This window comes from Paenibacillus sp. FSL H8-0261, from assembly GCF_045040645.1.
Classification (GTDB): domain Bacteria; phylum Bacillota; class Bacilli; order Paenibacillales; family Paenibacillaceae; genus Paenibacillus_AQ.
Genome location: NZ_CP150297.1, coordinates 969742 through 988586 on the forward strand (window position 1 = coordinate 969742; position 18845 = coordinate 988586).

At 44.2% G+C, this 18845-nt stretch carries 14 protein-coding genes, 15 tRNA genes and 1 rRNA gene; 22 read left to right on the top strand and 8 right to left on the bottom strand.

Annotation, left to right across the window (positions count from 1 at the left end; translation table 11 throughout):
• The first annotated feature begins 15 nt into the window (after window positions 1-15).
• The 17 genes from rrf to MHI27_RS04275 all read left to right on the top strand — a co-directional run bounded on the left by rrf (window position 16) and on the right by MHI27_RS04275 (window position 2154).
• Window positions 16-132: ribosomal RNA gene (rrf, locus tag MHI27_RS04195) — 5S ribosomal RNA — on the top strand.
• Between the two features lie 58 nt (window positions 133-190).
• Window positions 191-267, top strand: a tRNA-Ile gene (locus MHI27_RS04200).
• Between the two features lie 3 nt (window positions 268-270).
• Window positions 271-346, top strand: a tRNA-Asn gene (locus tag MHI27_RS04205).
• 5 nt (window positions 347-351) lie between these two features.
• Window positions 352-444, top strand: a tRNA-Ser gene (locus MHI27_RS04210).
• A gap of 16 nt (window positions 445-460) precedes the next feature.
• Window positions 461-532 (top strand) — tRNA-Glu (locus MHI27_RS04215).
• A gap of 6 nt (window positions 533-538) precedes the next feature.
• Window positions 539-614 (top strand) — tRNA-Val (locus MHI27_RS04220).
• A 17-nt stretch (window positions 615-631) separates the two neighbouring features.
• Window positions 632-708, top strand: a tRNA-Met gene (locus MHI27_RS04225).
• 72 nt (window positions 709-780) lie between these two features.
• A tRNA-Met gene (locus MHI27_RS04230) sits at window positions 781-857 on the top strand.
• A gap of 25 nt (window positions 858-882) precedes the next feature.
• A tRNA-Asp gene (locus MHI27_RS04235) sits at window positions 883-960 on the top strand.
• 16 nt (window positions 961-976) lie between these two features.
• A tRNA-Gln gene (locus MHI27_RS04240) sits at window positions 977-1051 on the top strand.
• Between the two features lie 7 nt (window positions 1052-1058).
• Window positions 1059-1134 (top strand) — tRNA-Lys (locus MHI27_RS04245).
• Window positions 1135-1149: 15 nt separating this feature from the next.
• A tRNA-Leu gene (locus MHI27_RS04250) sits at window positions 1150-1233 on the top strand.
• A 6-nt stretch (window positions 1234-1239) separates the two neighbouring features.
• Window positions 1240-1314: transfer RNA gene (locus MHI27_RS04255), tRNA-Gly, on the top strand.
• Window positions 1315-1322: 8 nt separating this feature from the next.
• Window positions 1323-1399: transfer RNA gene (locus MHI27_RS04260), tRNA-Arg, on the top strand.
• A 30-nt stretch (window positions 1400-1429) separates the two neighbouring features.
• Window positions 1430-1503 (top strand) — tRNA-Pro (locus MHI27_RS04265).
• Between the two features lie 12 nt (window positions 1504-1515).
• Window positions 1516-1586: transfer RNA gene (locus MHI27_RS04270), tRNA-Gly, on the top strand.
• 103 nt (window positions 1587-1689) lie between these two features.
• The gene (locus MHI27_RS04275; protein WP_405175681.1) at window positions 1690-2154 is read left to right on the top strand and encodes a YdeI/OmpD-associated family protein; all 465 of its coding nucleotides are present in this window, start codon (window positions 1690-1692) and stop codon (window positions 2152-2154) included.
• 101 nt (window positions 2155-2255) lie between these two features.
• On the opposite strand, the gene MHI27_RS04280 is transcribed toward MHI27_RS04275, so the two are convergent.
• Complete coding sequence (locus MHI27_RS04280) at window positions 2256-2711, bottom strand: GreA/GreB family elongation factor (RefSeq protein ID WP_060625163.1); 456 nt, start codon at window positions 2709-2711, stop codon at window positions 2256-2258.
• 394 nt (window positions 2712-3105) lie between these two features.
• Here MHI27_RS04280 and MHI27_RS04285 point away from each other — a divergent pair, with 394 nt between their 5' ends.
• On the top strand, window positions 3106-3300 hold the full coding sequence (locus MHI27_RS04285) for a sporulation protein Cse60 (RefSeq protein ID WP_042184993.1): 195 nt from the start codon (window positions 3106-3108) through the stop codon (window positions 3298-3300).
• Window positions 3301-3456: 156 nt separating this feature from the next.
• On the opposite strand, the gene katA is transcribed toward MHI27_RS04285, so the two are convergent.
• Window positions 3457-4914: a catalase KatA gene (gene katA, locus MHI27_RS04290; protein WP_405175682.1), complete on the bottom strand. Its 1458-nt coding sequence runs from the start codon at window positions 4912-4914 to the stop codon at window positions 3457-3459.
• A gap of 249 nt (window positions 4915-5163) precedes the next feature.
• Window positions 5164-6780, bottom strand: coding sequence for an alpha-glucan family phosphorylase (gene glgP / locus MHI27_RS04295; RefSeq protein ID WP_405175683.1), 1617 nt, complete (start codon window positions 6778-6780; stop codon window positions 5164-5166).
• A 277-nt stretch (window positions 6781-7057) separates the two neighbouring features.
• Between glgP and rbsK the strand changes: the two genes are divergently transcribed.
• Both rbsK and aroD read left to right on the top strand, forming a co-directional pair.
• Window positions 7058-7984: a ribokinase gene (rbsK, locus tag MHI27_RS04300; protein WP_256716273.1), complete on the top strand. Its 927-nt coding sequence runs from the start codon at window positions 7058-7060 to the stop codon at window positions 7982-7984.
• Window positions 7981-8745 (top strand): type I 3-dehydroquinate dehydratase, encoded by a 765-nt coding sequence (gene aroD, locus MHI27_RS04305; RefSeq protein ID WP_076299076.1) that lies wholly within the window; start codon window positions 7981-7983, stop codon window positions 8743-8745. Before rbsK ends, aroD begins: the two co-directional genes overlap by 4 nt.
• Window positions 8746-8815: 70 nt before the next feature.
• Here aroD and MHI27_RS04310 read toward each other — a convergent pair whose 3' ends face one another.
• The 4 genes from MHI27_RS04310 to MHI27_RS04325 all read right to left on the bottom strand — a co-directional run bounded on the left by MHI27_RS04310 (window position 8816) and on the right by MHI27_RS04325 (window position 12911).
• Entirely contained in the window at window positions 8816-9592 is a 777-nt protein-coding gene (locus tag MHI27_RS04310; protein WP_076283814.1) for a MerR family transcriptional regulator, read from the bottom strand.
• A 138-nt stretch (window positions 9593-9730) separates the two neighbouring features.
• Window positions 9731-10618, bottom strand: coding sequence for a carbohydrate ABC transporter permease (locus MHI27_RS04315; protein WP_081382815.1), 888 nt, complete (start codon window positions 10616-10618; stop codon window positions 9731-9733).
• 16 nt (window positions 10619-10634) lie between these two features.
• Entirely contained in the window at window positions 10635-11519 is an 885-nt protein-coding gene (locus MHI27_RS04320; protein WP_076283815.1) for a carbohydrate ABC transporter permease, read from the bottom strand.
• Window positions 11520-11612: 93 nt separating this feature from the next.
• Complete coding sequence (locus tag MHI27_RS04325) at window positions 11613-12911, bottom strand: ABC transporter substrate-binding protein (protein ID WP_179085735.1); 1299 nt, start codon at window positions 12909-12911, stop codon at window positions 11613-11615.
• Between the two features lie 548 nt (window positions 12912-13459).
• Between MHI27_RS04325 and MHI27_RS04330 the strand changes: the two genes are divergently transcribed.
• Together MHI27_RS04330 and MHI27_RS04335 are read left to right on the top strand one after the other, a co-directional pair.
• Window positions 13460-15304, top strand: a complete 1845-nt coding sequence (locus tag MHI27_RS04330; protein WP_405175684.1) for an S-layer homology domain-containing protein — start codon at window positions 13460-13462, stop codon at window positions 15302-15304.
• Between the two features lie 18 nt (window positions 15305-15322).
• On the top strand, window positions 15323-17875 hold the full coding sequence (locus MHI27_RS04335) for a hypothetical protein (RefSeq protein WP_405175685.1): 2553 nt from the start codon (window positions 15323-15325) through the stop codon (window positions 17873-17875).
• Window positions 17876-17963: 88 nt separating this feature from the next.
• On the opposite strand, the gene MHI27_RS04340 is transcribed toward MHI27_RS04335, so the two are convergent.
• The gene (locus MHI27_RS04340) at window positions 17964-18677 is read right to left on the bottom strand and encodes a GntR family transcriptional regulator (protein WP_076283819.1); all 714 of its coding nucleotides are present in this window, start codon (window positions 18675-18677) and stop codon (window positions 17964-17966) included.
• Between the last annotated feature and the right edge of the window lie 168 nt (window positions 18678-18845).

Sequence of the window (18845 nt, forward strand, 5' to 3'; positions counted from 1 at the left end):
CGATGTAAATGCCCGTTTGGTGGCGATAGCGGAGGGGTTCCACACGTACCCATCCCGAACACGACCGTTAAGCCCTCCAGCGCCGATGGTACTTGGACCGAAGGGTCCTGGGAGAGTAGGACGTCGCCAAGCGGACAACCACATTACCCGTGGTATTTTTTTTGCCCTTAATATTGATGTGTCTTAAAAAGGGCCTTTAGCTCAGCTGGTTAGAGCGCACCCCTGATAAGGGTGAGGTCGGTGGTTCGAGTCCACTAAGGCCCACCATATTCCCTGATAGCTCAGTTGGTAGAGCACTCGACTGTTAATCGAGTTGTCACAGGTTCGAGTCCTGTTCGGGGAGCCATTTATGGAGAGGTGTCCGAGTTTGGCCGAAGGAGCACGATTGGAAATCGTGTAGGCGCCACAAGCGTCTCGAGGGTTCGAATCCCTCTCTCTCCGCCATAAAGTTTATTAGCATGGCCCGTTGGTCAAGGGGTTAAGACACCTCCCTTTCACGGAGGTAACATGGGTTCGAATCCCATACGGGTCATAACATGGAGGCTTAGCTCAGCTGGGAGAGCATCTGCCTTACAAGCAGAGGGTCGGGGGTTCGATCCCCTCAGCCTCCACCATATTCATTTAAGAACGACGCGGGGTGGAGCAGCCCGGTAGCTCGTCGGGCTCATAACCCGAAGGCCGCAGGTTCAAATCCTGCCCCCGCAACCAAATTTTCCTTAAGCATGATGTTTTGGGACTAGCTGGCGTAGTGTAAATGAATAGTATATAATTATTAAATGACGCGGGGTGGAGCAGCCCGGTAGCTCGTCGGGCTCATAACCCGAAGGCCGCAGGTTCAAATCCTGCCCCCGCAACCAATTTACTCTTATGCATTATGTCTATGGAACCGTGGTGTAGTTGGCCTAACATGCCTGCCTGTCACGCAGGAGATCGCGAGTTCGAATCTCGTCGGTTCCGCCATTTAGTTAATTATTGTTGGGGATTAGCCAAGCGGTAAGGCAACGGACTTTGACTCCGTCATGCATAGGTTCAAATCCTATATCCCCAGCCATTTATGAGAGCCATTAGCTCAGTTGGTAGAGCACCTGACTTTTAATCAGGGTGTCGAAGGTTCGAGTCCTTCATGGCTCACCATTATTTTTAAAGTGTGCGCGTGTGGCGGAATGGCAGACGCACCAGACTTAGGATCTGGCGTTTCACGACGTGGGGGTTCAAGTCCCTTCACGCGCACCATATTTTGCGGAAGTGGCTCAGCGGTAGAGCATCGCCTTGCCAAGGCGAGGGTCGCGGGTTCGATTCCCGTCTTCCGCTCCATAATTTTTGCGCCCTTAGCTCAGCTGGATAGAGCGTTTGACTACGAATCAAAAGGCCGGGAGTTCGAATCTCTCAGGGCGCGCCATTTTTATTACTAAGTAATTACATGTTTTGACGGGATGTAGCTCAGCTTGGTAGAGCACCTGGTTTGGGACCAGGGGGTCGCATGTTCAAATCGTGTCATCCCGATTTTATACCTTTGCGGGTGTAGTTCAATGGTAGAACTTCAGCCTTCCAAGCTGATAGCGTGGGTTCGATTCCCATCACCCGCTTATAATTAAGAAACATCTGTCTATTATAGGCAGGTGTTTTTTTTGTATAGTTACATTCATATGGATACAATAGAACTTAGAGCTTTTAGTTGAGGAGGTAGCAATGTTTGAATTTGAAGCTAAATTAGTGCGACCTGATGCAAGTGGGAGCTGGACTTATCTTAACGTCCCTTTTGATGCCGAACAAATATTTGAAACAAAGTCCAGAATACAGGTAAAAGGAAGTGTAAATGGAATCCCCTATAGAGGAACGCTTATGCCCCATGGAAACGGAAAGCATTTTATGGTGGTAAAGAAGGAACTACGGGATCTAGCCAAAGCTCAACCTGGTGATATTGTGCATGTGACGATGGAAAAAGATCATCAATTACGGGAGGTAGAAGCCCCAGAGGATTTCCTTGATGCGTTGAGTATCCATGAGCAGGCAGAAGCTTATTATAACGGTCTGGCTTATTCTTATCAGAAGGAATATGTATCTTGGATCGAAGCGGCGAAAAGACCTAAAACCAGAGCATCTCGTATCGAAAAATCAGTCAGTAAACTGGCTGAAGGATTGAGGCTCAAATAAAAGTATGAAGAAGTGCTTAGCAGGCTGAATAGATGAACAGCGTCCTCTTCCATAAGATTGGAAAGGGACGCTGTTAATGTTGGTGATATGTGCGAGTGGGCTTAAATAAGAACGGCCACCTCACCACAATTCACAAACTTAATACTTTCGATTTTTACTGATAACTCACCTGAAGGAATAGCTAGCTGACATGTACTGCCGATCTGAGCTAACAGCAGCTGCATGCCAATAGGCGAGAACATTGAAATCTTGTTATCATTGGGTTCTGCCTGGTTTGGAAATACGATGGTGTAGGTATCTGTAGTATTGTCGTCTAAGTAGCGTAGCTGAAGCTGACTTCCAATCAATACGAGTGAATTCAATTCTTCACCATTGAAACGGGAAAGTAATTGTTCCAGCTCGGAGCAATAACGGGACAACAGCGTTTCAGCATTACTTCTTTGTTTGCTTCGTTCCGGGAAATACTGATTTAGAAATGCGATTTTTTCCTCATCAAAATAAATAAGCTGCTGGACCAGTTGTGTCCTTGAGCCTTCATAAATTAGACTATGGTTCATAGTAGATTTCACCCCCTCTAAGTAGCACATTCTTTGCAAATTTGTTATGACGCGTTGCCATATTAAAATCCCTCCTATACAAATAGAGGTCCCCTAGAGGGAACCTTCTGATCAGTATAACAGCTTCTATATGTAAATCCAATCCATTTTGCAAAGGCAATAAATTCTTACTAAATATTGTATTTAAAACGTTTGACTATTGTATAGTTGGGTGCTATGATAGGCTGATGTTATAGGCATTTCGTAGAAAACTGCGGAGTGCCTATACTATATTTCGAAGATAATTTTACATTAAATGTTACCAGGGGAGTGATACGCTATGTACATTTCGTTGAGTTCACCTATAGAATCTAGACATAAAAAGTAACTATAATTTATTAAAGGAGAGATCAGGATGATTCAAGTAAAAGAGTTTGTAGATGCTGATAATTCGTATGCTGAGAATAAGGCTAATGAGTTCTTGGCAGGGCTGCGTGAGGAACAGGTTGTGAATATCTGTTACGGTTCGGTAGTTAAATCTTCACGTGATGGGGCAGAGCATCAAAGAAGCAGTATACTGGTCGTGTATAAGACAAATGAAGGGCAATAACTGGAATACTTTTTTTTCGTGCTTATCTGTTGTCTCCACGCTATGCATCGTGATCGTTCTTATATATTATATGTTTTAGCTTTTCTTATGAAAAAAGAGGACCTTTCCCATTTACGGGTAAAGGTCCTCTTTGTTTGTATAAGTGCAATTACAGTCTTATATTCCGTCTGGAACGGATAATCCTAAGCTGGATGCAACACGCTGTCCCAATTCCGGATCAGCTTTATAGAAATGAACAATTTGACGAAGTTTAATATCGTTACTTTCAACTGGTGTCATAGCGCCTACGATATTTTGAACAAGACGGGTACGTTCTTCTTCACTCATCAGGCGATACAAGTCACCAGGTTGTGTATAATGGTCATCACTATTATAGGAGACACTGTCGGCATTTCCAGATACTTCGAAAGGTGATGTTTTGTACTGTGGTGCTTCTTTAGGTCCGCCTAAGCTGTTAGGTTCGTAATAGGCACCAGATCCGCCATTGTTACCGAGTGCCATGCCACCGTCACGTTGATAGTTCTTCACTTCTACTTTTGGTCGGTTGATAGGCAGGCTGTTATGGTTGGGACCTACACGGTGACGGTGAGCATCGCCGTAAGCAAACAGTCGACCCTGTAGCAATTTATCAGGAGAAACTTCAATACCAGGGACGAACGAGCCAGGAGAGAACGTAACTTGCTCTACTTCCGCGAAATAGTTCTCTGGATTGCGATCCAGTACCATGCGGCCAACCTCAATTAATGGATAATCTTTTTGCGACCATACTTTGGTTACATCGAATGGATCAAAGCGGTAAGTGTTCGCATCTTCGATCGGCATAATCTGCACGTAGAGCTTCCAAGCTGGGAAATCTCCTTTATCAATAGCATTGAACAAGTCTTCTGTATGATAATCTGGGTTCTCCCCAGCTATTTTGGCGGCAAGATCTGGAGCAAGGTTCTTAATGCCTTGTTCTGTTTTGAAATGATATTTCACCCAGACGGCATTGCCTTCGGCATTTACCCATTTGAAGGTGTGGCTTCCGAACCCGTGCATATGTCTCAACGTAGCTGGGATTCCGCGATCTGACATCAAAATCGTAACCTGATGTAGAGATTCCGGCGATAAAGACCAGAAGTCCCAAACTGCATTAGGGTTCTTTAAGTGTGTCTGTGGATCACGCTTCTGTGTATGAATAAAGTCGGGGAACTTGATTGCATCACGAACGAAGAATACAGGTGTATTGTTACCTACGAGATCATAGTTTCCTTCTTCGGTATAGAACTTCACAGCAAAACCACGTGGGTCTCTTACAGTATCAGCAGAACCTAGCTCCCCAGCTACCGTTGAGAAACGGATGAACAGTGGGGTACGCTTGCCTACCTCAGATAAAAAATTAGCTTTTGTATATTGAGTTAATTCCTGAGTGACCTCAAAAAACCCATGAGCGCCAGCACCCTTAGCATGAACGACACGTTCAGGAACACGTTCTCTGTTAAAGTGGGCTAATTTTTCAAGCAGATGGACATCTTGCAGCAAAGTAGGACCACGATCACCGGCTGTCATTGAATTTTGATTGTCGCCTACTGGAGCACCCCAGCTGGTCGTAAGATTATTATTATTGGAGCTCATTAATAGAATCACCTCGTAAGATTTGATTTTAGATTTAGTATAAGTTCTATATTAATGTTTTTTGGGGAAAATGCAACACTTTTTGAATAATTGACACATTACAGTATGTGGTAATCGTCGTCCCATTCAATATATATGATAGATAGAGTGATTAATTACTAAGCAGAGTTAAAAAAGAAACAGCGCACCTCTACCATCACTGGAGGGTGCGCTGTTCTATTTTGATATAGGAATATCCGTTTTCTGTACTTAGTTTTTAATGTACATTCTGTTATAGTATTCATCCAGCATTCTTTTGGTGGCAAATTCGGTGCGAGTGGTTTCGATACTCTTCTTCATCATTTGTACCCACTGTTCACGATTCTCATAATAGGTTGGGAGTACTCGATTCAATAGGGTATCGTATAGCGCATCACTATCATGCTTATCCAGAACCTCGAAGTCAGTAGTCTCGAAGCCGTCTCCGATCTGCCAGCCATTCTCGCCATCTATACAGGCTTCCGGCCACCAGCCATCTAGAATAGAGCAGTTCAATACGCCGTTCATGGCTGCCTTCATCCCGGAGGTACCACTTGCTTCCAGTGGTCTACGCGGATTGTTGAGCCAAATATCAGAACCGCGTGTCAGCTGTGCGCCGATAGTCATATCGTAATTCTCCAAGAAGACAACACTCTTCGGATATTTTTTCATCATCGCCACTAAATTGCTGACGATTTTTTTGCCGTTATCATCGAGTGGATGGGCTTTGCCAGAGAAGACGATTTGTATTTTGCCGGACTCCAGATAAGGCTCAATAATTTCCGGCTGCGAGAAGATCAGGTCACTGCGTTTATAAGGAGCAGCTCTGCGTGAGAAGCCAATGAGTAGATTGTCAGCATTTAGACTAATGCCGGACCGTTCTTTGATGAAATCAATCAGTTCACCCTTAATTTCCTTATGCACTGCCCATAAATCTCCATTTTGTTCATAGGCTTGTGTCATTCTTTCATCTACCCAGGTAGGGGTATGAATGGCATTAGTAATGCCAATGATGTCCGATCTTCCGGCAACCTCTTTCCACATCTTATTGGCTGTATCCGCATGAAGCTGAGCCACTGCATTAGAAATACGGGAGAGTCGCAGACCGGCAACCGTCATGTTGAACGGCTCGCCACCGATACGCTCCATCTGGTCGCGGGTTAAGCCATTGAATGCACTCATATACTCTAGGCGGTCGAGTGGATGGGTTTCGTTGCCTTCTTTTATCGGCGTATGTGTAGTGAAGACAACCTCTTCCCGAGTAGCTTTCCAAGCTTCCTCAAAGGTGCTGCCTCCGGACATCTTTTCACGAATGAGCTCGATGGCTGCTAAGGCTGCATGGCCTTCATTGAAATGATAGACATCAATCGGAATGCCCAGAGCACGCATAGCTTTTACTCCGCCGATCCCGAGTACGATCTCTTGAGCGATCCGTTCCTCACCGAACCAGCCGTACAATTGTCCAGTAATCCATGCATCATTATTCTCGGGGATATCCGTATCCAGTAAATACAACATGCTGTTGCCAAAATAATCAGTCTTCCATACTTTGCACACCACATCGGTCTTTCTGACTTTTACGGTTACCTTCACCCCTGTATCTTCAAGAAAATCATAAACATAATTGTGATAGGAGTCGTATGGATTACCGTTCGCATCAATTTTTTGATCCGTATAACCTTGTTTCCACTTCAGCCCGATAGGGATGATAGGAGCATTGATGTCTTTAGCTCCCTTAATGTAGTCTCCGGCGAGAATTCCAAGCCCTCCGGCATACATTTTAAAATCAGAATGTAACCCGTACTCCATACTGAAATAAGCTACTGATGGTAATTTTTGTTCGTTCACTTGATAAGCCTCCTAATCGCGGATTAGATTGAATTGCAGTAAAGCTGCTGGCATTATCTACGATGCAAACGTTTGCTCAAAAAACAGTCAACAATCGTTGTGGAAGCGATTGCACCATCATTCTAGCACACTTTATCTACAAAAGCATAACGTCAATTTGGTGAAAATAGCCAATTAGGGGCAAAATCAACGGAAGTGATTGATAAAGTGAAGGGAAGACCCTAAGATAAAGAGATTGAAGAAATAATTATTGGTGGTGTTTAAGTTGGGTATAGTTGTGATTGGAAGCTTAAATATGGATATGGTAGTACGTACGAACCGGGCACCGAATGCAGGAGAAACGCTTATGGGACAAGCATTTGCTCTATCTCCCGGTGGAAAAGGAGCGAATCAAGCCGTTGCCGCAGCACGTCTGGGTGCTGAGGTTAGTATGATCGGCAGCGTCGGAAAAGATACCTTTGGAAGCGAAATGCTGGAGATTATTAAGCAAGAAGGTATTCATATAGAACATATCTCAGTGAGTGAAACGGAGGCAACAGGTGTAGCTTCAATCGTTATTGAAGAAGATGGAGAGAATCGTATTATAGTTGTTTCTGGGGCGAATATGGAGCTTTCTGCGGAAGATATTCAGATGTTGGCGCCTGTAATTCAACAAGCTAAGTTAATCGTGCTACAGCTTGAAATGGATTTAGCAATGACCGAACAGGCTGTTGCTATTGCCCATGGTTATGGGATTCCAATCATTTTAAATCCTGCACCAGCCAGAAGGCTTAAGGATGAGATGTTAAGTCAAGTAACCTATTTGACGCCAAATGAGACGGAAGCAGGAATTCTAGCTGGGATGACTGTCGATAGTATAGAGACGGCTGAGCAGGCTGCCCGTATTTTGCTACAAAAGGGTGTTAAGAACGTTATTGTAACTTTAGGTGCTAAAGGCACATTGTTAGTTAATGCTGAGGGGACCAAGTTAGTTCCTGGGTTCCCGGTAAAGGCAATAGATACAGTTGCTGCGGGAGATTCCTTTAATGGTGCACTCGCACAGCAGTTAGTCTCAGGTAAGTCATTGGAGGAAGCGTTACGCTTCGCGAATGCTGTCGGTGCTTTGGCTGTTGGGAAAGCAGGTGCAATACCGTCACTGCCGTATTTGCCTGAGGTTGAAAATTTTATAAAGCATGTATCGGATGATAAGGAGCTAAAATCATGAGCAGAACATTAATCGTTAAAAATGTAGTGATCGGTGAAGGAATACCTAAAATATGCGTCCCGTTAATTGGTGCTACCCTTACTGAACTGAAGCAGGAAGCTGAAGCCTTAAAAGAGCTAAATCCTGATTTGGTGGAGTGGCGTACGGATTTTTTTGAAAAAGTGGAGGATTTAGAAGCAGTGAAGTCAGCGTTAAGTGATATTCACGCGATCATTCCGGATCTTCCGCTGATCTTTACGTTCCGTAGTGCGAAGGAAGGTGGAGAGAAGCAGGTCAGTATAGAATATTACATAGCTCTTAATGTTGCTGCTGCTGAGAGTGGGCTAGTAGATATTATTGATGTTGAATTGTTTAATGAGGAACAGGATGTACGAGGATTAGTTGAGGCTGCTCACGCTCATAACGTAGCTGTTATCATATCGAATCATGATTTTCATAAAACACCTCCCAAAGAGGAGCTAATCTCGCGTCTATGTAAGATGCAGGAGCTTGGTGGGGACTTGCCTAAGATTGCAGTTATGCCTCAAGATGCAGGTGACGTTCTGACCTTGCTAGAAGCCACTCATATTATGAAAACTAAACATGCAGATCGCCCGATTATTACGATGTCCATGGCAGGAGCAGGAGTAGTCAGCCGTCTGTCGGGTGAAATCTTCGGTTCAGCATTAACGTTTGGGGCCGCGCATAAGCCGTCTGCACCAGGCCAGGTCGCTGTAGCTGATCTTCGGAATGTTTTATCGCTGCTGCATCGTAGCTTGTAAGAGGTATCAGCAGAGATTCGAAAAAATAGAGCAGGGACCGGAATTCCGGCACTGCTCTATTTTTATCTCATTATTTTGCTCCTGTATACACATGCACTGCATCTCTTAAGAACGCTGCAAGTCCAGGACGGTGCTTGTCATAGTAAGCTGTGAAACGCTCATCATCCACGTACATTTGAGCTACACCCGCATGTGCTTCTTTGGTATAAGAATTCCAGTAGAAGGAGAGCCATTGGCGATGCAAGTCAGCACTCTTTTGTGCCAATACGCTAGCAGGATCTCCAGCTTCCATCGCCTGCAACAGGAACTCGAACATTTCCGACTCGATCTGCTGTATAGCCGCATACTGTTCTTCAGTCATACCCTTCAGCTTCTTGTTGGACTGATCTACCGTGCTGTCTCCGTATTTTTCCCGAATCTCCTGACCATATTTCTTCTCGTTATCCTCAATCAGCTTTTGCTTAAAGCCCTCGAATTTCTCTTTATCACTCATTATAATTTGTCCTTCCTTATGAGCCAGCGTCTGTTCGACGTTAGCAATTAATAGATCTAGCTGTTGTCTCTTTTCCAGTAGCTTATCATGATGCTTTCGTAGTGCTCTCGTTCCGTCAAAGGACGGTTGTGTAACAATCTCTCTGATGTTCTCTAGACTTAAACCAAGCTCTCGATAAAATAGAATTTGCTGCAGCAAATCTACTTCACGCTGACCGTAAATACGATACCCGGAAGAGTTGATTCTAGCCGGCTTAAGAATGCCAAACTCATCGTAATATCGCAAGGTCCGTGTACTAACACCAGCTAACTCCGCAAGCTTCTGCACTGTGTATTCCGTAGTATCACCTCCCACAAATTCACTGTACACCTTTACGTAGCGTAAAGGTCAAATATTATTTTATAGTTACCAAAAACAGCGGCAGCTACCCTCTGAATGATCATTGGGAAGACTACCGCTGCTTAATTATATTATTTATGTTGTGATAGGAGACTATTTAAGTGCACCTTCGGTCAGACCCGCAACGATATAGCGGTGAAAGAAGATATACACAATAATCATCGGCAGTGTAATGATAGCGAGTGCGGAGAACAGTAGCTTGTAATCGGTCATATACCTGCTGGAGAACGCCAAGAGTCCGACTGGGATGGTTTTTAAGGCATCATTCTGGATGTACAGCATGGCAAGCAATAGTTCATTCCAGGAATTTAACGCCGAGAAAATGCCAACCGTAGCCATGCTAGGGATCAACAGAGGGAAAATGATCTTTCGGTAGAGCAACCAGTCACCACAGCCATCCATGCGTGCAGCCTCCATAAGCTCTCTGGGAACGGAGTCTAAATAGGCTTTAAGCAGGATGACCGCAAGTGGCAGCCCAGTTCCAATATAAGGTATAATCAGTGCCCAATAAGAATCCTTCAAATTCAGTTGCTCAAAAATATAGCTCTGTGCAATAAAAAACGATTGCAGAGGCATAAACAGACCGAATACGAACATCAGCATTAGGAGGCTGCTTCCACGGAAGCGAAGCTTGCTAAAGGCGAAGGCTGCGAGGCTTGCGAATAGCAGAATGCCAATGACAGTTAATATCGTGACAATGATGCTGTTCTTAGCGTAGGTACTCATATTGCCGATATTCCAGGCTTTTGACCAGTTCTGTAGATTAATCGTTTCCGGTAGTGCAAACGGAGTTGAGAAGATCTTATTATTTTCACGGAAGGATGAAAGGATCAGCCAAACAATCGGATAGAAATAGAAGCACGAGAGCACGATCATGAAGATATAGTATCCAATATGCGAGAACCATTTATTGTTGGACGTAGCTTTGACGGAGTTGCTGTTTTTTTTAATAGGAATGACAGTGGTGGTTAGTGGGGGCATATACAGTTCTCCTTTCTCAATACTCCAGCGCGTCGGAGTCCTTCTTAGTTAATTTGCCGGTAACGAGTCCGATCACAGCGATAACAATCGTCATGATGACAGCCAGCGCGGAGCCATAGCCGATGCTCATATGAGTAAACACGACTTTGACGAGATAGGTAGTAACAATTTCCGTTGAGTTATAAGGACCACCATTGGTCATAACATAGAACAGGTCGAAGGCTTGAAACCCAGTTAACACACATAGCAGGATTCCCGTTTCCACCAAATTACGAATCATTGGAATTTTAATTTTGAAAAAAATATGTCTTTCTCCTGCACCATCCAGATAAGCAGATTCATAGACCTCCTTGGAAATACGCTGTATGCCAGAATAAAAGATAGTCATATAGAATCCAGCATATACCCATCCGGAGACAATACAAATTGCGTATAGTGCGGTATCAGGGTTGCCTAGCCAGACGCGTGTCCAGCTCTCCAGGCCGATTGTGTCCAGCAGCATATTGACGATCCCAAAATCGGAATTGTAAACAAATTTCCACAGGTAGGAGATAACAATCATTGGTAACATGACAGGAACAAAGAAGGCGAGTCGGAATAGTCCGCTGCCTTTGCGACCCATTGTTATTAAACCTGCAAGTCCAAGTCCGACTAATACTTCCACAAATACCGTAGCAACAATATAGATAAGTGTATGTCCATAGGAGCTAATATAAATACGGTCATGAAAAGCCCGAATATAGTTGTCGAAGCCTGTGAAGGTCATTGCGCCGATCCCGTTCCAGTCATAGAAGCTGAATACGAAGGTCATGAGAACAGGCACAAGCACGACAAAGGCAAATATCAATACAGCGGGGGCTGTGAACAAGTAAGGGGAAAGCTTATTACTCTTGCCGGACATGACAATACCTCCAGTTCATAAGTATGGGGAGACCGCCCAAGGTATACTGCTGATGAGCGGTCTGATGAGACTTATATAAAGGATGAGGAATGTTTATTTAAGTGGGGCTATGGTTGTTTCCAATTCGGATAATGCGTCTTCCGGGGATTTGGCTCCACCAATGATTTGAGATGTAGCCATATTTAAGGCATTTGCAACCTCGATGGAATAGCCGGTATCAGGAGGCGATACTAGAGCAGGTGCATTTTCCATCAGATCATTTAAGCTTAACGAGAGCGGGTGGGTCGTTTCGGTATTAATACCATCTTTAGTGATCGGTACAGCCCCGGCATCGGATAGCTTTTTAGACGATTCAGCTGAACTATATAATTTCATAAAATCAATGGCTTCGTCGATCAGCTTAGAGTTCTTGTTGACGACCATACCATTAAGTACGCCGATTACACTATCCTGATTGCCTTTACCTTCCGGCATGACTGGAGTATTGAAGTAACCTAGCTGAAGATCAGGGTTTTCTTCAACAGCGGTTGGGACAAGCCAACTACCAATGGGGTGCATGGCCGCGCTACCGTTCAGGAACATCATGTCACCTTCACTGTCGTTGAGGGCATTCACATTGTCGTTGATGTAGCCTTTATCCCATAGCTCCTGTACATAGGTGTATGCTTTAATGAAATCTTTTGAATGAAACGGTTGCTTTAACTGCAGCGCTTCACTGTAAGCATCTTCTCCTACTACTCTAGAAATGACATGGGCAATCCAGTTGCCGGCTGTCCATAGATCGGAGTTACCGATAACAAGCGGCGTAATGCCGGCATCCTTAAGCTTCTGGCACACTGTAAGGAACTCCTCCCAGGTGGTAGGCGGTTCAAGACCTTGCTTACTGAAGATTTCTTTATTGTAAAAGATCACATTTGTCACATCGCCTGCTGTTGGAATCATATACGTCTTGCCGTCGACAATCATACCGTTGAAGGTGCCGTCAGCAAACATATCCTTCAGGCCTGAGCTTTGTAGTTGTTCGGTAATATCTGCGGCATAACCATCGCTTACTCTTGTCTGTAGCCGTTGTCCAGCCCACTCGAAATAGAGGTCGGGAGCATTTTTGCCGCTGAGTAGATTGGGTAGCCCGATGGTCTGGTATGTATCATCATCCTGATAGTTGAACTCAACTTTAATCCCCGCATGTTGGCTTTCGAATTCCTTTCCAATGTCCTCCCAGACTTTAATTAAACCTTCACCTGGTGAACCCATGGCAATGCGAAGTGTCTGCGTTTTTCCCTCAGTAGTGCCTGTGTTTACTGCTGTGCTCTCTTTGTTTGAGGTGGAGGAACAGCCTGCCAAAGTAGTAATCAGCATTGATGCAACTAGTCCAATCATCCATTTTCTCAATCGATCATCTCTCCTTGAGTTTAATAGAAACAATAATGAAATTGACATCGTGCTTACTTCCTATACTGCTAAGAGTGCCTAAGTTTCTTCTTCCATTAGCTTTCGTGTGATTTAAGTTAACACAGGAGGGCGATGTTGGCATGAGCTAAGAGGAGTAATAAATTGGATGAAATAAATGTAGTAACAACTTAGTTCTCATTATTGATTATATTTAATGTGATGTCAATCACTTTTAAGATTTTAATAAGAAAAATAATGCAGGAATGCTAACTGTAATCCGGGGGCTTTAAAAATTAACATTAGTGAATGAAAGCGCAAACAAAAGTGGATGTATAAGGGTTTATATTCTAAAGGGTTTTGAATTATGCTGAATAAAATTAAAATGAATGCACTCTAAATAAGCTATTGACAATTTGTTATGATTAAAAATAGAATGTGATTAAACGTTACTACAAATTATGAGAATATTACATGGAGGTGACATAATATTAGCATTTGAGTTTTCTATATGGTGAAACTAAAAGCAAAAATATGAAGGAGGAGCGCATATGAAGTTCAGCTTGAAGCAGGCACTCGCTATACTTGCTGTTACATCATCTATGGCGTACACGTCAGCCGCATTCGCAGACACGACGGAGGTTATTCCAAAATGGGCTGCAACAGAAATTGCCTCGTGGAAGGAAATGGGGCTACTCAAAGGTGATAAAGACGGCAAGGTATTGCCTAACGAAGGAATTCGAAAGACAGAATTCGTTACCTTGATCAATCGCATCTTTAATTTCAGTGCAGTGAGTAGTGAAACCTTTAAGGATGTACCTTTGACTGCTTGGTATGCGCCAGAAATTAGCAAGGCGGTTGCTGCTGGGGCAATTCTCGGCAATGGGGAGGGAGGCATTGAACCGCTAGAGGTACTTACCCGGGAGAAGGCTGCTCTTATTCTTAGCAGAGTGTTTAATGTTGCGACTTCGGCAAGCAGTGGTGTCGCATTTGCTGATGATGCAGCAATCTCCAGTTGGGCTAAGGAAGCGGTCTATGCGATGAAGGCAGCCGGCTATGTGGAAGGCACACCAGAGGCTACCTTTCAGCCGAAGAAGGAGCTGACTCGTGCAGAGGCAGTGAAGATGATTAATAGAGCTATGGGGATTCTGATCACCGATGGCGGAGAACATTCCGGTATCTCTAGCAGCAGTATGATTGTCAACAGGCCCGGAGCAGTCCTATCCAATCTGAACCTTACAGGCAATTTATATATAACTCCGGGTGTTGGGGAAGGAGATTTGAGTCTGCAAAGTGCAGTAATCGGAGGCGTCGTTTACATAAACGGCGGGGGTGCGAACAGTATCACAATTACGGACAGTAAAATAAAAAGAATTGTAATCAATAAACCGTCCTCTCCAATAAGAGTTGTACTTAAAGGGACAACGACACTCCCACTTATAGATGTCCTCTCGGGATCGCAGGTTGTTAATGAATCCAATAACCCAATTGATACAATTAATGTACTAACAAATGGGCTTGCGGATGTCTCATTGAATGGAAATGTAAATCAGCTAAATCTTGCCGGAAAGACACGTTTTGTCTTTAATGGTGGCGAAATCACTAGTTTTAAGGTCGCCTCTTTAGCAGCAGAGTCAAGAATTCAGCTTGTGAAAGGTGCGAGCATTAAGAAGTTGTTCTTTAACGGTGGGGCTGAAGTAACTGGTGAAGGAACAATTGCAGAAGCTGAAGTGAATGCTGAGGGAGTTTCCTTGGCATCGATGCCGAACAAGCTGACGGTGAATGCTAGTAAAGTGACAATAAACGGTCACGATTATAAAGGCAGCGGTAATGGGGTGCCTAATACGTCGAGTAGTTCTGGCGGTTCTGGTTCCGGTAGCTCGGGAACAGAGAATCCCGGTACAGGAAACCCGGGTACAGGAAATCCTGGAACGGGAGAACCTGGTACGGTTGATCCCGAACCAAAAGCTACCATACTGTACAGCTATGAAGAGGTACTTAAATCCTTTAGCTCTACTGGGGCAGAAGGAAAGGCTAAGCAATATATAACTTTTCTTCAAGATCCTTCGTATAAACCTTCAATCGCTAACTCAGCAGTAGTTATGCCTGATCTCACCAACGCTATTACCTTCGTAAACTACCAATTCAACGCTAAGCCTTCTATTTTTGCCTCCCTTCGAGGAATTAACAGCTCAGTTTTAGATAAAAATCGGACGTACCTATGGATTGGAACCGATAGTGGGGTTACTCGAATTAAGCTTTCCACCAATGAAATGCTAGCTTATACAGCTGAGACTAAGCAGTTAACGGATAATAAAGTGCTTCTGCTAATCTCTGACGGCAGCACAGGTGTTTTGGCCATTACGGAAACAGGTGTATCGCATATTTATCAATAAGGGAAGGGGAATGAATTTATGCAAATGATGAAGAAACGCGCTCGAAAAATAACAGGCGCATTGCTTGCTGTTACGTTATTCACACTGTCGGCAATACCTGTAGGGGCAGCAAAGCTGCCTGGAGCTAGCTATTCACCTGTTCAGCTGGAGGCCGTGCAGTCAAAGAAAATGACCTACTATAAAAATGGCTCAGCTTCCATTCCGAATACGCTTGACTGGATTACGGACGCAAGTGCGTTGAAATTTTTGCCGCTGTCAGTGATCGGTGATGTGACAAGTGTCGTTCTCGATAAGGAAGGCGTCTATTGGATTGGTACGCAGAATGGACTACAGCGGGTCGATTTTAATGCAAGTGATACAAAGGATATCGTTCAATACATGGCAGGTCCAAGATATTTGTATGGCGGAGATAATCATGTTACTGGTTTAGCTAGTGACGAAGCGGGAGGTATTTGGGCGCGGACAGCAAGTGGTGTGACGCATATTGCTATGCCGGAGCAAACATTGCATGAGAAATCATTCATTTATGAGGATTTAGTTCAGACTATTCTGGACAGACGCGGTATGGTTCATGGCACAAGCTTTACCTTTACTGACACGGACAACACAACAGATGCTGTAAACTACAATTCGGCAACTGGTGTTTTCAATTCAACACCTACGACCAGTGATAATGATGGCTTATGGACGACAATGTATGCGATGGGCGAGGTCTTCCGCTATAAGGCGCTGCAGGAGCAATACGGCACCAATCCGACCTCAGAGCAGGTGGCGGAAATAAATGACGCAAAGGCTGCTGCACTCCGTGCCACCAAAGCAGTGCTGCTACTAGATTATGTGTCGGGCCGCGGAAATGGCTTCCCAGTTCGTTCCTATATGCTAACTAGCGAGGCGACTGCAGCTACGGTGGGAAATACAGTGTATGGGTATCAATCGACGAATGGTTTTTGGTTCCAGAATTTCGTCGGTCCGGATAAGAATAATCCAAATGGGATTATTCCAAGCATGCAACGCGATGACGGTGTAGAACCCATAGGCTATTCGATGGTCAGGGTGACTAAGGATGCGGAGAACAAAAAAGGCTCGACGTTATTCCCGAGTGGTGGTACTGATGTAATGAATTATAATGGGCTCGGTCTTAGTCAAGCATCAATCGATGAGCTCAACCTGACACGTCCCGAGGGGCAGAAGCTAGGCATTGATATTAAAACCATCGTTGAAACAACGGAAAGCGGTCCGGTATATCAAGTGCTTCCAGTGATTACGGCGGCCACCAACAACAGCACCGCAAAGGAAGATAAGACAACGAGCGAAACGAATAAACCTTTGTTTCAGCTGACAGCACCTGTGTATGAGCAAATTCCTGATTTCTTCAATGATTTGTTCCCTAGTAGCGTAATTGTAGATGGTCATATTGATATGAATCAGATCGTCTATAAAGCGGATACTTCATCAGATGAAGTGATTGGCCACTATGCTATGTTCTATACAGCCTTCAAATATCTGGTAGGGGACAGTAATGATCCCGAATTGTTAGAGCTGAAATCCTTTATTGAAGAAACTACGCACCGTATGACAGAGCTGATTCTGAAGGATGACCATTACTATATTGAGGATGCTACTGGCAAATCGACACAGTGGTCGAGATGGCTCGGGAAGTATTTTAACGACAGTCTTAGCACTATGGAGAAGCAGAAACAGTGGGAATTCAGTGTTGGTGTCGATAAGGATGGGAACGATGCACTGTCCTATGGCTATGAAGATGCACCGCTCAATGCTCTCGAGGTAATGGGTGTACTGAAAACAGCTAGCTTCGTCACTGAAAAAAGATATCCGGCGGACTCGCTCAAATACGAGATGGCATATGAACAGGCTTTTGCTAGCAGCTATAGTAAGGAAGATCCGTATGTGAACGGTCTGGGCTATATAGATATGGCGTTGGAATATGTTGAACGGAGAATTGTGCGCCAAGCTACCAATGCTTACAGTGATAACGGCAATGAGGTGGTAACCATGGACAATGCAGGCGACAGTACCAACGCCAATGCTACGCTGCACAATGACTGGACCCAATATATCAACTATTCCGATGAAGAGCTTGGATGGTTCCCGGTATTTATACTTGTCACACTGGAACAGGATGAGCTTAGACACGCCAAGATCGTAGAGGCTTATGATCAGTGGTACTCTAACGAAGTCCGGGAGGAGAATCCGTTCTATACCTTCCTGTATCAGCTCGCGCATCCTGACAAAACAGATGTAGATTTACAGTCGGCCGTTCGATTCCTCTACCGGTTCCCTGAATTCCAGATTGAGTTTCCTGTTGAATGGGATCGCCAGGATGTATTTTATATTGAACCTGGAGACCGCGATAAAGCCAAACAGACAAATTACGCACTCGCTCCTGATGAGCGTCGGATTATTAAGCACAATTCCAATCCGTTTGCTAATGAGAGCCAATCCACTGGCGTCAATCCAAACTACAACTATCGCACGGGTAGCATAGAAGCCGGGTCGGTATTCACCCTGCCATACTGGATGGGACGCTACTTTGAAATTATAAAAGAGTGAGTACAGAAAGAAGCGCCCGCAAGGGCGCTTCGCATTCTTCAAGGCAGGTTACTTCTAGCTAATTATTAGCTGATGCCAGTGATGAGCCTCAAAATTGTCGTTCAATTGTATAGATGGGAAAATCACCACGGAATACGCCAAAGCTGTACTCCAGTGGGGAGTTATCAGCTAAATAAGTAAATGTCCTTACCTGCAGAGAGGGCGAGCCTTCCTTAACTCCAAGCAGCTTGCTGGCGGTACTATTGGCTAGAACGGGTTTCAACTGTTCAACGGAACGGTGGGCTTTTAGATTATGCTCTGTCTCTAAAAAGGAAAACAGCGAACCCTCCTTGTAGTCATTGATAAGACCAGGTGCCAGATCCCAAGCGATATAAGTATTTTCATAAAGTAATGGCTCATTGTCGGCATAACGTATCCGCAGCAAGTGGTTCACGGGTGCCTTTAAAGGGATATTAAGATATTCATTAATCGGCATTTCGGCTGGTATTACTTTGGCTTCGATAATTTTGCTGGTGGGCTCTTTGCCACTCATCAGCACATCCTCAGTGAAGCTGCGCGCCTGGTTGAGCTGAAGCTCCTTACGTTTGACGAAAGTTCCCTTCCCTTGATACCGCTCCAAAATATCTTGATTTTCAAGCTCGCTAAGGGCAAGGCGGATTGTTGTTCGACTCGCGGAGAACATCTCACATAGCTCAGCCTCAGTAGGAAGCTTGTCTCCAACTGCGTATACTCCAGACTGAATTTGTTTCAGAAGTTGTTCTTTTATGATGGAATATAATGAGTTATTTATTCTCTTTGTCATTACAAACATCCTCCGATTACATATTTGTTATATTATATCACGGATGAAGAATCGGAGGAAACATAAAATAAATGCGGTTTAACTAAGAAAACGACGAATAAATTACTAATATTGGAATAGTAAATGGTCCTAACCTTGTTCAAAGTATTTTATTAGAAGACAAAAGAA